The sequence below is a fragment of the Pararhodobacter marinus genome (assembly GCF_003122215.1).
Lineage (GTDB): Bacteria > Pseudomonadota > Alphaproteobacteria > Rhodobacterales > Rhodobacteraceae > Pararhodobacter > Pararhodobacter marinus.
Map to the genome: position 1 here is coordinate 216,450 of NZ_QEYD01000007.1, position 15,082 is coordinate 231,531.

The 15,082-nt window shown below is 67.6% G+C and carries 14 protein-coding genes; 5 read left to right on the forward strand and 9 right to left on the reverse strand.

The window, feature by feature from the left end; genetic code table 11:
- Nucleotides 1–26: 26 nt before the first annotated feature.
- Entirely contained in the window at nucleotides 27–413 is a 387-nt protein-coding gene (locus tag C4N9_RS13215; protein WP_109533799.1) for a VOC family protein, read from the forward strand.
- A 33-nt stretch (nucleotides 414–446) separates the two neighbouring features.
- Here C4N9_RS13215 and C4N9_RS13220 read toward each other — a convergent pair whose 3' ends face one another.
- The gene (locus C4N9_RS13220; RefSeq protein WP_210404034.1) at nucleotides 447–1,085 is read right to left on the reverse strand and encodes a helix-turn-helix domain-containing protein; all 639 of its coding nucleotides are present in this window, start codon (nucleotides 1,083–1,085) and stop codon (nucleotides 447–449) included.
- Between the two features lie 153 nt (nucleotides 1,086–1,238).
- On the opposite strand from C4N9_RS13220, the gene C4N9_RS13225 reads away from it, so the two are divergent.
- Entirely contained in the window at nucleotides 1,239–1,934 is a 696-nt protein-coding gene (locus C4N9_RS13225; RefSeq protein ID WP_109533801.1) for a CDP-alcohol phosphatidyltransferase family protein, read from the forward strand.
- On the opposite strand, the gene C4N9_RS13230 is transcribed toward C4N9_RS13225, so the two are convergent.
- A complete protein-coding gene (locus C4N9_RS13230; RefSeq protein WP_109533802.1) occupies nucleotides 1,931–2,767 on the reverse strand; it encodes an EamA family transporter in 837 nt (278 codons plus the stop codon). The genes C4N9_RS13225 and C4N9_RS13230 overlap by 4 nt on opposite strands.
- A 98-nt stretch (nucleotides 2,768–2,865) precedes the next feature.
- On the opposite strand from C4N9_RS13230, the gene C4N9_RS13235 reads away from it, so the two are divergent.
- Complete coding sequence (locus C4N9_RS13235) at nucleotides 2,866–3,720, forward strand: LysR substrate-binding domain-containing protein (protein WP_109533803.1); 855 nt, start codon at nucleotides 2,866–2,868, stop codon at nucleotides 3,718–3,720.
- On the opposite strand, the gene C4N9_RS13240 is transcribed toward C4N9_RS13235, so the two are convergent.
- The 4 genes from C4N9_RS13240 to ileS form a co-directional block, all read right to left on the reverse strand.
- The gene (locus C4N9_RS13240; protein WP_109533804.1) at nucleotides 3,717–4,172 is read right to left on the reverse strand and encodes a methylated-DNA--[protein]-cysteine S-methyltransferase; all 456 of its coding nucleotides are present in this window, start codon (nucleotides 4,170–4,172) and stop codon (nucleotides 3,717–3,719) included. The two genes, C4N9_RS13235 and C4N9_RS13240, sit on opposite strands and share 4 nt — an antisense overlap.
- Entirely contained in the window at nucleotides 4,172–4,501 is a 330-nt protein-coding gene (locus C4N9_RS13245) for a DnaJ family domain-containing protein (RefSeq protein WP_109533805.1), read from the reverse strand. Before C4N9_RS13245 ends, C4N9_RS13240 begins: the two co-directional genes overlap by 1 nt.
- Before the next feature lie 37 nt (nucleotides 4,502–4,538).
- On the reverse strand, nucleotides 4,539–4,751 hold the full coding sequence (locus C4N9_RS13250; RefSeq protein WP_109533806.1) for a DUF2798 domain-containing protein: 213 nt from the start codon (nucleotides 4,749–4,751) through the stop codon (nucleotides 4,539–4,541).
- A gap of 68 nt (nucleotides 4,752–4,819) precedes the next feature.
- Entirely contained in the window at nucleotides 4,820–7,720 is a 2,901-nt protein-coding gene (gene ileS / locus C4N9_RS13255; protein WP_109533807.1) for an isoleucine--tRNA ligase, read from the reverse strand.
- A gap of 340 nt (nucleotides 7,721–8,060) precedes the next feature.
- On the opposite strand from ileS, the gene C4N9_RS13260 reads away from it, so the two are divergent.
- A complete protein-coding gene (locus tag C4N9_RS13260) occupies nucleotides 8,061–8,585 on the forward strand; it encodes a MarR family transcriptional regulator (RefSeq protein WP_168192227.1) in 525 nt (174 codons plus the stop codon).
- 22 nt (nucleotides 8,586–8,607) lie between these two features.
- On the opposite strand, the gene C4N9_RS13265 is transcribed toward C4N9_RS13260, so the two are convergent.
- Nucleotides 8,608–9,177 (reverse strand): YqgE/AlgH family protein, encoded by a 570-nt coding sequence (locus C4N9_RS13265; RefSeq protein WP_245902551.1) that lies wholly within the window; start codon nucleotides 9,175–9,177, stop codon nucleotides 8,608–8,610.
- 121 nt (nucleotides 9,178–9,298) lie between these two features.
- Between C4N9_RS13265 and C4N9_RS13270 the strand changes: the two genes are divergently transcribed.
- A complete protein-coding gene (locus C4N9_RS13270; protein WP_109533809.1) occupies nucleotides 9,299–10,135 on the forward strand; it encodes a protein-disulfide reductase DsbD domain-containing protein in 837 nt (278 codons plus the stop codon).
- A gap of 4 nt (nucleotides 10,136–10,139) precedes the next feature.
- Here C4N9_RS13270 and C4N9_RS13275 read toward each other — a convergent pair whose 3' ends face one another.
- Complete coding sequence (locus tag C4N9_RS13275) at nucleotides 10,140–13,565, reverse strand: efflux RND transporter permease subunit (protein ID WP_109533810.1); 3,426 nt, start codon at nucleotides 13,563–13,565, stop codon at nucleotides 10,140–10,142.
- A gap of 27 nt (nucleotides 13,566–13,592) precedes the next feature.
- Nucleotides 13,593–15,065, reverse strand: coding sequence for an efflux RND transporter periplasmic adaptor subunit (locus C4N9_RS13280; protein WP_109533811.1), 1,473 nt, complete (start codon nucleotides 15,063–15,065; stop codon nucleotides 13,593–13,595).
- Nucleotides 15,066–15,082 lie beyond the last annotated feature (17 nt).

Consider the following 15,082-nt stretch of genomic DNA (forward strand, 5'->3'; position numbering starts at 1 on the left):
TCTCAAGACAACCCAACGAGGCCATCATGATCTTTCGCTACACGATCTTCTACGTCGACAACGTGCGGGAAACGCTGGAATTCTTCGAAGCCGCCTTCGGCTTTGCGCGGGGTTTCCTGCATGAAAGCGGCGATTACGGCGAGCTGGTGACGGGCGAGACGAAACTCGCGTTTTCCTCGACCGCCCTGATGCGGCAGCTTGGCAAGTCCCCGGCCACCCCCCAGCCCGGCAAACCGACCTTCGAGATCGCCTTCGAAACCGATGATGTCGTGGGCGCCCTCGCGCGAGCGCTGAAGGCGGGCGCGACGCTCTTGCAGGACACGCGGGACGAGCCCTGGGGCCAGACGACCGCCTATGTCTCGGATCCGAACGGCTACCTGATCGAGATCTGCACCCCGGTTTCCGGCGCGTGACAGGCCGTTGACCGGCGCGCGACGGGCGGTATCTCAGCCACCCGGGGCGCCGGTCGACCAGTTCCCCAGACCCGGCTGCGACAAATCCGTCAGCGTGGCCGGGTCACGCCGCAGCTGGCCGGGCGTGCGCCCGAACCAGCGCAGCACCTCGCGATTCATATGCGCCTGATCGCTGTATCCGTGGTCGAACGCCACATCCGACAAGGGCTCTTCCCCGCGCAAGGCCAGAACCGCCCGCCGCGCCCGGCCCAACAGCCGCCAGAACCGAGGCGGCGGCAAGGCCAGCCCGGCGAAGTGGCGCTGCAGCGTCCGCGCCGAGACGCCCTGTTGCCGGGCCACCGCGTCGACATCCTCACCGGCTTCGGCCAAAGCCGCGATCAGGTCCGGGCAATCCCCGTCCACCCGCAAGGCGGTGCCGATCTGCTGATCCAGCCGCGCCGCATCCAGCGTGTCGACCGGCGCCCCCACCCCCACGCCGGGCCGCAGCCGGTAGCCCGTCAGCGTCGTCCCCGCCCGGATCGCCACCCGGCGCGGGCCGTCATCCCAATCCGTCAGGGTGACCGAGGACGCCCCGCCCGGCGGCGACACGACCAGAATGTCGCGGCAGCCATCGGGCATGATTGTCGAAACCTCGTCCTTCTGCGCCACATGGTGCCAACGATGATACAGCATTGCCCGCGCTCCCGACCCGGCATGACCCGTGCATTCTGCGCCGCCTGCGCGTCCTGTACCAGCCCGCGGCGCCCGCCCTTCCGGTTGCTGCGCTTGCAAAATCGTTAACCGCGACGCCTTGCCACAGCGGCGCATTCGCGGCAGACAGGGAAAATGATGGAAACCTTCCGCGCCTATTTCGTCCATATGTTCACCGCCACCGGGGCGGTCTTCTCGATGCTGGCGATGCTCGCCGCGGCCGAGGGCAAATGGTCGCTGATGTTCCTGTGGCTGGTCGTCGCCTTCATCGTCGACGGCATCGACGGGCCGATGGCGCGGAAATACGACGTGAAGACCAAGGCACCGATCATCGACGGCGTGCTTCTGGACCTGATCATCGACTACCTGACCTATGTCTTCATCCCCGCCTTCGCGCTGTTCCATTCGGGCCTTCTGCCGGGCTGGACCGGCTGGACCGCGATCATCGTCATCACCTTCGCCTCGGTCCTGTATTTCGCCGATACGCGGATGAAGACGGCGGATGCGTCGTTCTCGGGCTTTCCGGGATGCTGGAACATGCTTGCGGTGGTGATCTTCGCCGTGCGTCCCGAATTCTGGACGATCCTCGGTCTGATCGTCGTCCTGTCGGTGACGATGTTCCTGCGCATCAAGTTCGTGCACCCGGTCCGCACCCAGCGCTGGCGGTTCATCACCCTGCCCGTGGCGCTGATCTGGGTCGCGCTGGCCACCGTCGCCGCGTGGATGGATTTCCAGCAGCCGCAGGCCGTGACCATCGGCCTGATCGCGACCAGCATCTACCTTCTGGGCGCGGGCGCGGTGCAGCAGGTGCTGTTCCGCGAACGGCTCTAAAGCCGCGTCAGCCCGACGCCGGCAACGATGAGCAGCGCCGCCACCGCCTTGCTTCGGTCCATCCGCTCGCCGAAGAACAGCCAGCCCAGCAGCACCGCGAACAGGATCGAGGTCTCGCGCAGCGCGCCGACCAGCGCGATGGGCGCCCGGGTCATCGCCCAGACGACGATCGCATAGGCGCCGAACGACGCAGCCCCCGCTGCCAGCCCCACGGCCCAGCCGCGCGGCGACACGCGCAGCACCGCCCGGCCCCTGAGCGCGACGATGGCGGGCGTGTAGACCAGCGCCGCGCCGACCATCAGCCAGCCGACATAGGCCAGCGGCTCGCCCGTGGCCCGCGCGCCCAGCCCGTCAACTAGCGTGTAGCCCGCCGTCGCCATCGCCGCGCCAAAGGCAAAGGGCAGAAGCCGCCGCGACTCGCCCGAGGTCAGCACACCCCGCGCCATCAGCGCGATGCCGCAGCCCAGGATCACGATCCCCCAAAGCTCGTGGCTTGCCAGCGGGTCGGACAGGAACAGGATCGACACGACCAGCACGATCATCGGCGCCGTGCCGCGCGCGATGGGATAGACCCGGCTCAGATCGCCCTGTTCATAGGCATAGGCAAGGAACAGCTGATACGCCATGTGCACCAGCGCCGAGGCGGCGATCCAGGGCCAGGCCGCAGGCGCCGGAAAGGGCTGCGTCAGCGCCAGCGCCAACCCGAACAGGGCCTGCGTCGTGGACAGGACGAACATCGCGCTCTGCTTCGACAAGCCGGTCTTGATGACCGCGTTCCAGCCGGCATGCAACAGCGCGGCGATCAGGACGGCAATCAGGACGGCAGGGGTCATGGCGGGGGCCTCGGAGCGGATGTTTCACTCGCGCAGACATCACAAAGCGACTAAGAAGACAAAGAACAAATTTTCCCCGTTTCGTGCGTTTTTGGAACATGAGCCGCCGCAACCTCCCCCTGACCGCTTTGCGCGCCTTCGAGGTCTTCGGCACCACCGGCTCGATGTCGGCCGCGGCGGCGACGCTGGGGGTCACGCATTCCGCCGTTTCGCGGCAGATCCGGCAGCTGGAGGAAAGGCTCGGCGTCGCGCTGGTCGAAGGCCCGCGCAATGCCACCCGCCCGACCGAGGCCGGCGCGCAGCTTCTGCCGATGCTCTCGCGCGGTTTCGATACGCTCGAGGAAGCGCTGCGCGCCCTGCCCCGACAGACCGACAGCATCGATGTCTCCAGCCTTGCGACCTTTGCCATGCGCTGGCTGATCCCCCGCCTGCACCGTTTCCAGACGCAGCATCCCGGGCTGCGTGTGCGCCTGACCTCGGATTACGCGCCGGTGGATACCTCGCCCTCGGGACCCGACGTGGCGATCCGCGTCGGCACGGGCGGCTGGCCCGCGGGCTGGGGCATAGACCCGCTCTTTCCCGACACGATCGGCCCGGTCATCGCGCCCCGATGGGAAGCCGATGTCACCCGCGATTTCGCGCGCATTCCCCGTCTCAGCGCGTCCTCGCGCCTTGGCACGTGGGAGACATGGGCGCAGGCGGCGGGCCACGCGCTGTCCCCCGCCAAGCCCACCGAGTTCGAACATTTCCACTACAAGATCGAGGCGGCGCTGTCGGGCCTCGGCGCCGCAGTCCTGCCCGAAGTCCTGATCCGCGCCGAGCTTGCCGCCGGTCGCCTGATCGCCCCCTATGGCTTTCAGTCCAGCGGCATGACCTATGTCGCGCTGACCCGACCCGATCCGTCGCGACCTGCGCGGCTGTTTCGCGACTGGCTGCTTGCGCAGGCGCGCTAGATCAGCAGCCCGCCCGCGCGTTCGTGGCGCAAGAGCCAGACCTTGGTTTCCACCCCGCCGGGGGCCGAGAACCCGCCAAGCCCGCTTGCGCCCAGAACCCGGTGGCACGGCACGATCAGCGGCACCGGATTGCCGCCGCAAAGCTGGCCCATCGCCTGCGCGCTGATCCCCAGCTCGCGCGCCAGTTCGCCATAGCTGCGGGTCTCGCCCACGGGAATCGCCGCCATCGCCGCGCAGGCCCGGATCTGCGCCGGGCTCGCTTTTATCCGCAACGGCAGGTCGAAGGCCACGGGCCCGCCGTCGAAATACGCCCGCACCTGACGCGCGGCCTCGGCCAGAAGCGGCGTGTCGTCATGGCTTTCGTCGCCGCCCCATCGCGCACGGACCAGCGCGCCGTCGTCTTCGATCAGGGTGAAACGCCCGGTCGGCGTGTCCAGCGTCAGACCGGGCATCAGCGCATCAGCTTGCGGCGCCCGTCCTGCGCCAGCGCCAGCCGCAGCTCGACCTTCGAGAGTTCGGCCATGATCTCGCGCTTCTGCTCGGGATCGGTCGCGGCACGGTAAGCGGCGCGGATCTGGACGGCCTGTTTCTTCAGCGTGATCTCATCGGGCAGCCCGCCCGCCTCGGCAACGATCCGCATCGAGGCGCGCTCAGCAGCCGAGACGAAGGCATCCTCGGGGCGTTTGGGCAATGGTTTCCCCTGCCCGGCGATATGGTCCATCTTGCCCTCGGCCTGCGCCAGCGCGATCTGACGCTCGACCATGTGTTCGAATCCGCTCATGGCGCAACGATAGCACCGCCACCGCGGGATTCGAGCCCTACATCCCCGCCAGCCGCTCGGCCCAGCGCCGCGCGATGGGACCGACCAGAACCGCCAGCGGCACCGCGATCAGCCATGCCAGCACCCAGGCGGTGGCCCAGCGGATATGGAAATGGCTGTCGAAGCCGGTATTCACCAGCGTGATGAAGCCCGACATCACGACGGACATCAGCGTGCCCATCATCAGCCCGGTCAGAAGGCGCAGTTTCATGCCCGATCTCTCTGCTCAGCGGCCGAACCCTTGGCGCCGCCCCGGCCAGTGACCGGGGCGGCAACCTGTCATCCGAGCGCGGCATCGCAGCGCGCGCAGGTGCCGGGATGCTTATGCGTGCCGACATCGGGCAGGATCTTCCAGCAGCGCTGGCATTTCTCGCCCTCGGCATGATGGAAGACAACGCCCACGCCCGGCACGTCCTCGGCCGCGAAGGCTCCTTCAGGCGCCTCGCCCTGCGTCAGCGTGATGCCCGAGGTGATGCACAGCGTCGAGAACGTGTCCGGATTGGTCACGATCTGCGCCAGTTCCGGCGACAGGTAGACCGTCGGCGCGGCTTCGAGGCTGGCGCCGATGGTCTTGTTGCGCCGCTCGACTTCCAGCGCGCCGGTGACGACCCGGCGCACCGCGCGCACCTTCTGCGCCCGCGCCGCCAGTTCCGGATCGAGCCAGCTTTCCGGCGTGTCGGGGAAGTCCTGCAGATGCACGCTCTCGTCATCGCCGGGGAAGCGCGACAGCCAGACATCCTCCATCGTGAAGGGCAGGATCGGCGCCAGCCACGTCGTCAGCCGGTGGAACAGCGCATCCATCACCGTCAGCGAGGCCAGCCGAACCGGGCTGTCCGCCGGATCGCAGTAGAGCGCGTCCTTGCGGATGTCGAAATAGAAGGCCGACAGATCCGTCGTGGCGAAGGCGAACAGCGACTGGAACACACCCTGGAAGTCGAAGGCGGCATAGCTCTTGCGCACCTGCGCGTCCAGCTCGGCCAACCGGTGCAGCATCAACTGCTCCAGCTCGGGCATGGCGTCTCGCGCCACCGCCTTGGCCGGATCATAGGCGCCCAGCGCCCCCAGCATGAAGCGCAGCGTGTTGCGCAGGCGGCGGTAGCTGTCGGCGGTGCCCTTCAGGATCTCGGGACCGATGCGCTGATCCTGCGTGTAATCCGACAGCGCCACCCACAGCCGCAGGATATCCGCGCCGTACTGGTCGATGACCTCCTGCGGGACGATGGTGTTGCCGATGGACTTGGACATCTTCATGCCCTTCTCGTCCAGCGTGAAGCCATGCGTCACCACGTTGCGGTAAGGCGCACGCCCCTTGGTGCCGCAGCCCTGCAGCATCGAGGAATGGAACCAGCCGCGATGCTGGTCGGTGCCTTCCATGTAGACATCGGCGATGCCGTCCGGCACGCCGTCTTCGCGGTCGCGCAGCACGAAGGCATGGGTCGAGCCGGAGTCGAACCACACGTCGAGAATGTCAAAAACCTGATCATAGGCTTCGGGATCGTGCAGGTCTTTCAGCACTCGCTCCTTGAAGCCTTTCACATACCAGACATCCGCGCCTTCTTCTTCAAAGGCCAGACGAATCCGCGTATTGACCTGCGCGTCCTTCAGCAGGAAGTCCGGATCGGTCGGCTTGGCGCCCTTCTTGACGAAGCAGGTCAGCGGCACGCCCCAGGCACGCTGGCGCGACAGCACCCAGTCGGGGCGGCTTTCCATCATCGAATGAAGCCGGTTGCGCCCCGAAACGGGCGTGAACTTGACCAGATCCTCGATCGACTTCAGCGCGCGCTGGCGGATCGTGTCGCCATACTGGCCCATCCCGTCATCGAGCACCTTGTCGATCGCGGCGAACCATTGCGGCGTGTTGCGGAAGATCACCGGCGCCTTCGAGCGCCAGCTATGCGGATAGCTGTGCTTGAGCTTGCCCTTGGCCAGAAGCGCCCCGGCCCAGGCGAGGTTCTTGATGACGCTCACATTGGCCGGGCCGTCCTTGCCGTCCTGCACGATGATCGCCTCGCCACCGAAGATCGGCAGATCGGCGCGGTAGGTGCCGTCGGGCTCGACGTTATAGGTCATCGGCAGCTTGAATTTCAGGCCAAGCTGGTAATCGTCATCGCCGTGGCTGGGCGCGGTATGCACGAAGCCGGTCCCGGCATCGTCGGTGACGTGGTCACCGGGCAGCATGGGCACGTCGTAATCCCATTCGCCGTTGCCGTTCTCGACACCGCGGAACGGGTGGGCCAGCACCAGCCCCGACAGCTCGTCGGCCGGAACGTCGCGCAGCTTCTCGAAGCCGGTCACCTTGGCCGCCGCCATCACGCCCTCGGCCAGCGCATCGGCCAGAAGGATCGTCTCGCCCACCGTCACCGTGGCCTTTTCCTCGGCCTCGGTCACGCGGTAGAGGCCATAGGTGATCGACGGGTTATAGGCGACCGCGCGGTTTTGCGGGATGGTCCAGGGCGTCGTGGTCCAGATCACGACCGAGGCCCCGTCCAGCGCGCCGTCCACAGGTTTGAACCGCACCCAGATCTGGTGGCTGGTATGGTCGTGATACTCGACCTCGGCCTCGGCCAGCGCGGTCTTCTCGACCGGGGACCACATCACGGGTTTCGACCCCTGATACAGCGCGCCGTTCATCAGGAATTTCATGAATTCCTCGGCGATCACTGCCTCGGCGTGGAAGTCCATCGTCAGATAGGGGTCGTTCCACGTCCCGGTCACGCCCAGGCGCTTGAATTCCTCGCGCTGGACGTCGATCCAGCCTTCGGCGAATTTGCGGCATTCCTGACGGAAATCGACGATGTCGACCTCGTCCTTGTCCAGCCCCTTGGCGCGGTATTGTTCCTCGATCTTCCACTCGATGGGCAGACCGTGGCAATCCCAGCCCGGCACGTAGCGGCTGTCAAAGCCCATCATCTGGTGCGAGCGCACGATGATGTCCTTGATCGTCTTGTTCAGCGCGTGGCCGATATGCAGATGCCCGTTCGCATAGGGAGGGCCGTCATGCAGGATGAAGGGCTTGCGGTTGCCCGAGGCGCGGGCCTTTTCGCGCAGCGCCTCGTAGACGCCGAGCCGTTCCCAACGGGCCAGCCATTCGGGCTCGCGCTGGGGCAGGCCCGCGCGCATCGGGAAATCCGTTTCGGGCAGGAAAAGGGTGTCTTTGTAGTCAGGGGTATCCGCGCACATCGCGTGAGCTCCGGTCGTCTCGATCACAGGGGAAATAGCAAAGGTCGGCGCAGGTCGCCATACGCCTTGTCCCGGCAACTCTGGTCAGAGCGCCGGGCCGCTAATTCGAATGATGGCCGCGAGACGATACCACATGAGCCGGCGTATAGGCCGCACGGCCATCGGGGTAAAGGGGGCAGCGGCTGCGCCGCACAGCGCCGGGCCCTCCGGCTGGCCCTTTCCGAGGCACGCCATGACAGCGCAAGAGCGGGAAAAGTGCGCTTCCTGCCTGCCCCTGCGACACGATGCTTCACGCGTGAAAAAGGCTTGATTTTCCCGCCCACAGATGAATTGTTTTCGTATGGTAACATCAGTCGCCCACACCGCTGCCGCCCTTCCCGCAGATGCCGATGCCGAAACGCATCCGTCGCAGGAAAAGTCTTCGGACACCAATTACTACGAACGGTCGCTGACCGTGGCCCTGCTCCGGGCCCGGGAATCGACCATGCGGCGCTTCAAGAAATACGTCGACGAACGGGACCTGTCCCTGCCGCAGTGGCGGGTCCTGCGCGCGCTGGCCGAAGGCGAGCCGCTCGATGCCGGGACCCTGTGCGAACGCTGCGTGATCCTGCCACCCTCGCTGACGCGGATCCTGCGCGCGCTGGCCGAACGCGGCCTGACGCGTCAGGTCGATTGTGCCGATGCGCGCCGCCATATGGTGGCCCTCAGCGACAAGGGACAGGCGCTGTTCGACGAACTGGTGGGCGCGTCGGAAAATTCCCGGCGCGAGATCTACGATGCGTTCGGCCCTGAAAAGATGGCGCTGCTGCTCGATCTGCTCAACGAACTGCGCGAGATCACCGAAGCCCTGCCCGAACCCGATTGAAACGTGACGGCCGGGCGCGCGGTCAGGCGCGCCCCGCCACCGCCGACAGGCCAACGGGATCGACGCCCATGGATTTCAGCGCGCCGTTCCACTGATGCTCGCCCGGATCGTCGGAAAAGATCAGCCCACGCGGCGCCGAAGTCGTGAGCCACGCGTTCTGCGCGATCTCGTCTTCCAATTGCCCGGGCCCCCAGCCCGAATAGCCCAGCGCCAGCAGCCATTGATGCGGCCCGGTGCCGGTGGCGATGGCGCGCAGGATATCGGTCGAGGCGCTCAGCATCAGCCCGCCGGGCAAGGGCTGCGCATCCTCGTCTTCGAACCCGTCATCGCCATGCAGCACGAAACCGCGCTGGGTCTCGACCGGGCCGCCCGACAGGACCGGACCGTCGGCCAGCGCCTCGTCGGCCTCGATGCCGATCTGCTCCAGCACATCGCCCAGTGACAGATGCGGCAGCGGCCGGTTCAGGACCAGCCCGAAAGCCCCTTCGGCGTTGTGCGCGCAGATATAGATCACCGAGTGATTGAAGCGCCGATCCCCCATCGCCGGGGTCGAAATCAGCAGCTTTCCGGTCAGGTCCAAAGTCATCGACATCGTGGCGTGCCCCCTCATCCCTTCAATGTGGCGCGCAGCCCCGCGCTTGCCAAGGCCACGCGCGCCCGGCTCTCGCCGTTTTGTGACTTTTCGCCCGGGACCGTTCTGCTAAGCACGGTCCATGACTTCGCATCGCCCGACCCTCGGCGCCGCCCTCCGGACCGCGCTGGCAGCCATCGCTCTTGTCACTGCCCCGCTCGCCGCCCCCGCCCAGTCGCGCGGCGCGCCTGTCGTCGAGGCCGAGATCCTGCCCGGCTGGGCCACCGATCGCGGCACCCATATGGCCGCGCTGCATCTGCGCCTGTCGCCGGGCTGGCATACCTATTGGCGGGTGCCGGGCGATGCGGGCATCGCGCCGCGCTTCGACTGGAGCCGCTCGCAGAACGTGGCCTCGATCCGGCCGATCTGGCCGCGCCCCGAGGTGTTCGACCAGAACGGCTATCGCAGCTACGGCTATGAAGATGAGCTGATCCTGCCCATCGAGATCACCCCCGCCGATCCCGCGCGCCCGGTGGCGCTGATGGGGCAGATGGCGCTGGGGGTCTGCAACGAGACCTGCGTGCCCGCCGATGTCTCGGTCGCGCAGGTCATCCGCGGCGCGGGCGGACAAGATCCGCGCATTCAGGCCGCGCTCGACAGCGCCGCGCGTCCCGGCAGCCGCGCGGGACTGGGCGCCGCGACCTGCCGTCTGGTGCCCGACGCGAACGGAGCCGAACTGACCCTGCGCGCGCCGTTTCCGCCGCAGGGCGGGGCCGAACATGTGATCGTCGAGCTTCCTGGATCGGCCTATCGCATCATCCGCCGCGATACCCGCCGCGACGGCGCCGAACTGGTGGCCGAAACCCAGCTGCGCGCGCCGCGCCGGGGCGAGGCCGCCGCCATCGACCGCTCAACGGTGATCTTCACCGTGCTCAGCGATACCGGCATGGTCTGGGGTCAGGGCTGCACGGGCGGCTGAGCCGCTATTCCGCCGCCGGCGGCAAGGCCCGCCTGCGCCCCGGCAACAGCGTCAGCAACCCGCCCAGCCCCCAAAGCGCCAGCACGCCACCGCCCACCGCTGTCAGGAACACGCCGAAGGCGGGCGCCATGCCCCCGGCCCCCGGCAGGACCAGCGCGGTCAGCGGCCCGGCCTGTTGCGTCACCAGCGTCCAGCCCATCGTCAGCGCGAAGGCCACAGCGACCAGCCCGGCGGCAAGCCATGGCAGCGCCCTCAGCCCCGCCCCCACCTGCGCGCGGGGCATGCGCAAAGCCCGCTTCAGAGACCGCACCGCCCGGCTCATGTCGTGCCCCGCCGCCAGCAGCGATGGCACGATGAGCAGCACAAGGAACATTCCGAAGCCCAGCCCATAAGCCAGCGTCACCACCGTGGGCCGTAGGAATTGCGCGTCGTTCGAGCGTTCGAACAGCAGCGGGCCCAGCCCCATCACCGTGGTCGCCGTGGTCAGGAAGACGGGCCGCAAACGGTCGGCGGCGGCATCGGCGATCGAGGGCAAAAGGCCACGATCCTTGGCGTAATCGTCCACCGTCGTCACCAGCACGATGGAATCGTTGATGATGATCCCCGCCATGCCGATGATCCCCACGACCGAGAACATCGTCAGCGGAATGTTCCACGCCGCATGGCCATAGATTACCCCGATCATGCCGAAAGGGATGACCGACATCACGATCAGCGGCCTGAGCCAGCTTGAGAACACCCAAGCCAGAACGAGGTAGATCGCGATCAGGCAGATCATCGCGCCCAGAGCGGCGTCGCTGAGGAACTGGTCCTCCTGCTCGCTCAGGCCCGACAGCCGGAAGGTCACGCCGAAATCCGAGGCAAGCTGCGGCAGGATCTCGGTTTCCAGTTGCGCCAGCAGTGCCGAGGCGGCGGCGGCATCCTCTTCGTCCAGCGTGCCGCTCACCGTGACCAGTTGCAGCCCGTTCTCGCGGTTGATCGCGCTGAAGCCCTGCTGCGTGCGCACCCGCACGATGTCGCCCAAGGGCAGATAGCGCCCCTGTTCGCTGCGCAACAGCGTGCTTTCCAGAAAATCGGCGGCACGCTCGCTTTCGGGCAGGCGCACCCAAATCTCGGCCGAGCGCACGCCATCGGGAAAGACCGCCGCTTCGATCCCGCTGAGCCGCTGGCGCAATTCGCGCGCCAGAATGTCGGTCGAAAAGCCCAGCGCCTGCCCCTGCGGCGTCAGCTCCAGAACCAGCTCTTCCTTGTCATAGGCGAGCGTGTCTTCCAGCCCGGTGACGATCGGATAGGCTTCCAGCAGCGCCTTCAGCGCCTCGGCGGCGGCTTTCAGCGTCTCGGCATCCCCGCCGATCAGGTCCACCGACAGCGAGTCCCCGCCCGGCCCCATGCCATACGAGCGGAAACTCAGCTCTTCCAGCAGCGGATGCTCGCGCACCTCGTCTTGCAGCATGGCGGTGAATTCAAAGGAAGAATAGGGCCGGTTATCCGCGTCGATCAGGTCGATGGTCAGCGATCCCAGCTGATCGGGCGTGCGGTTTTCCGACGCCGCCAGCCCGCGCCCGGAATTGGCGCCCACCTCGGCCAGGATCGACGCCACGGGCCATGCCCCGTGCTCGGCCTCCAGCCGCTCGGACAGGGCCGACGCGGCGCGCTGCAATTCGCGCACCACTGCCATCGTATCCTCGCGCGTGGCGTCCGAGGTCATGACGAAATTGGCCCGCAGCGTCCCCTGTTCGGGGGACGAGAAGAAGCGCCACGTCACCGTGCCGCCCAAAAACGCCGTCGCACCCCAGGCCAGCAACACGACCAGCCCCGCCAGCACGACATAGCGCGCGCGGATCACCAGATGCATGAAGCGCAAGAAAACCCGGTCGCGGAACCAGTCGAAGCCCCGGTTCACCATGCGCGAGGGCCAGTCGTACCAATGTTCCTTGGCCGCGCCGGCCAGCGCGTGGGCCATGTGGTTGGGCAGGATCAGGAAACACTCGATCACCGAGGCGATCAGCACCGCGATCACCGTCCAGGGAATATCGGCGATCATGTCGCCGAACCGTCCGCCCACCGCCGTCAGCCCGCCAAAGGCGATGACCGTGGTCAGCGACGCGGCAATGACCGGCAACCCCATCCGGGTCGCGGCGTTTTCGGCGGCCTCGAACGGGGACTCTTTCAGCACCCGGAACCGCCAGTCGGCATGTTCCCCCACCACGATGGCATCGTCGACCACGATCCCCAGCGTGATGATCAGCGCGAAAAGCGAGATCATGTTCAGGCTCATGCCGGTCGCGTACATGAAGGCCACCGCCGCCAGCATCGATACCGGAATCCCGGCCGCGACCCACAAGGCGGTGCGCGCGTTCAGGAACAGGAACAGCAGCACCACGACCAGCCCCAGCCCCTGCAGCCCGTTCGAGACAAGAATGTTCAGCCGCCCCGAGATCATGTCCGCCCGCGCATTGGCCAGCATGATCGTCGTGCCCTCGGGCAGCGACAGCGTCATCTCGTCCGCGACAGTCTGCACGGTTTCCTGGATGCCGATCGCGTCGCCGTTCTCCGAGCGGTCCACCCGCACCGTCAGCGCCTGCCCGGCATCCGAGTAATAGGCCAGATCGCGGTCCACCGCCTCTTCGCGCACATCCGCCACGTCGCCCACGGTCAGCGTGCTGCCGTCCGGGGCCGAGCGCAGCACGATGGCGCGGATCTCGTCGGCATTGCGCCGCTCCTGCCCCGTGCGCACCCGCTGCGCGCCGCCCGACAACTCGCCCGACGGATCGACCGAGACCGAGGCGTCGATGGCCGCCGCGATCTCGGCCATGGTCACGTCGTATTGCACCAGCCGCATCGACGGCACCTCGACCGATATCTCGGGCGAGGCGATGCCCTGTATCGACGCCCGCGTGATCCCGGCGGCGAACAGACGCGCGACGAATTCATCGGTAAACAGCGCCAGTTGTTCGATGGAAACGGGCCCCGAGATGATGACATTCGTCACCCGGTCGCGCCAGGTCGAGCGCAGAATGCGCGCATCCTCGGCCTCTTCGGGCAGGGTCGAGACGCTGTCGATCGCATCCTCGACATCCGCGGTCGCGCGCTCGATATCCCAACCGGGTTCGAATTCCAGCGAAAAGGACGCCCGCCCCTCGGTCGCGCGCGTCTCGGTGGACATCACCCCCTCGACCGCCATCAGCGCGGGCTCGACCACCTGCACGATGGCGGCGTCCACATCGCCCGACCCGGCGCCCGGCCAGGCGATGCTGACCGAAACCGAATCCACGACGACATCGGGGAAGAACTGCGCATGCATCCGCGGCAGCGACAACAGCCCCGCGGCCAGCATCAGGACCAGAACCAGATTGGCCGCGGTGCGGTGGCGCGTGAAATAGCGGAACAGGCCAAATGCGCCCGAGATGATCGACTTGTCACGCGCCATGGATCACGCTCCCTGCCCCGCGCCCATTCATCCGCCCTGCCGCCCGCCGCCTTCCAGACGCTCTATCAGCCGGGCGGGAACGGCCTCCTGCTCCAGCTGGGCCAGGATGCGCGTGCGCACCGGCTCGGGGAGTCCGCGATTGGTCTCGACCCGCGCGATCAGCGCCGCGCGCCGCTCGGCATCCAGCGTCACCAGTTCGGGCGCCGCCGGAATCTCGGCCTGCGCGGCATCGGCGCTGCGCTGCGGGTTGATGCGGATCCCAGCGCCCAAAAGCGGGTTGCGCGCCGCGACGATCTCGCGCCCGGCCAGATCCCCGGCCCGGATCAGCACGTCATCGCCCTGCCGCCGCACCACCGCGACCTGCGCCGCTTCCAGCCGGTCCTCGGCGCCCAGCACCAGCACCTCGCCCTCGGCGTCGACAGCGGCGGCGGGAACCAGCGCCACGTCCACCATTTCCGGCTCGGTGATCCGCACGACGACGAAATCGCCGGGCCGGAAGCCGCGCGGCTGCAGGATCGAGGCGAAGATCACCCGCCCCGACTGCCCGTCGCCGACCGAGGGCGCCACGCGGCTCAGCCGCCCGGTCGAGGTGATCTCGACCCCGCCCAGCTCAAGCGAGATCTCGGCCTCGGCATCGACCAGATCGCCCGCGTCGTCCAGAAGCCGCAGATATTGCGCGGTCGACAGCCGGAACGACACTTCCAGCCGGTCCGGGTCGATGATCGAGGCCAGCTGCTCGTTCGACGCGACCTGCCCGCCCGCCACTGCCACCGTCCCGCTCAGGACGCCGGCGAAGCTTGCGGTAATCTCGGTCTCGGCCAGCGCGCGCTCGGCTTCCGACAGGTTGATCCGCTGGCGCTCCAGCGCCGAGCGCGCCGTGGCGACCCGTGCCAGCGCCGTCGCTTCCGCCTGCCGCCGCGAGATCAGCGCCGCGCGGGCCCCGGCAAAAGCCAGCTCCGCCTCCTCGACCGCCGAGGCCGAACCGATGCCGCGCTCCTGGATCGTTTCCTGCCGCTCAAACGCCCGGCGCCGCAGATCCACCTGCGCTTCGGCTTCGGCCCGGTCCAGCCCGACCAGCTCCAGCGCCAGCTCGGCATCGCGCAACTCGTCCTCCGCCTGCGCCAGATCCGCGCGCACCAGTTGCAGCGTCGCCTGCGCATCGGCCGGATCGAGCCGGACCAGAACCTGCCCCTCGCTGACCTCGGCCCCTTCTTCGAACCCCTCGGCGAGTTCCAGGATCCGCCCCGCCGACGGCGCGCGCAGTTCCAGCGTCCGACGCGAGACGACCTCGCCGAAAGCCGACAGAACCGGCGCCACCACGCCCGGCTCCAGCGTCAGCACGCGCGCGGTGAAAACCCTCTCGCGGGGCGCGCGCGTGCGGTCTTCCTGCGCGGCCCGTTCGGCCAGCGTGTCGCGCACCATGCCACCCGCCAGGCCCAGAAGGCCCAGCGCGACGGCACCGAGGAACACGGCAATCAGGCTTCGGGTCAGAAATCGCATTGCGGGACTTTCGTGAT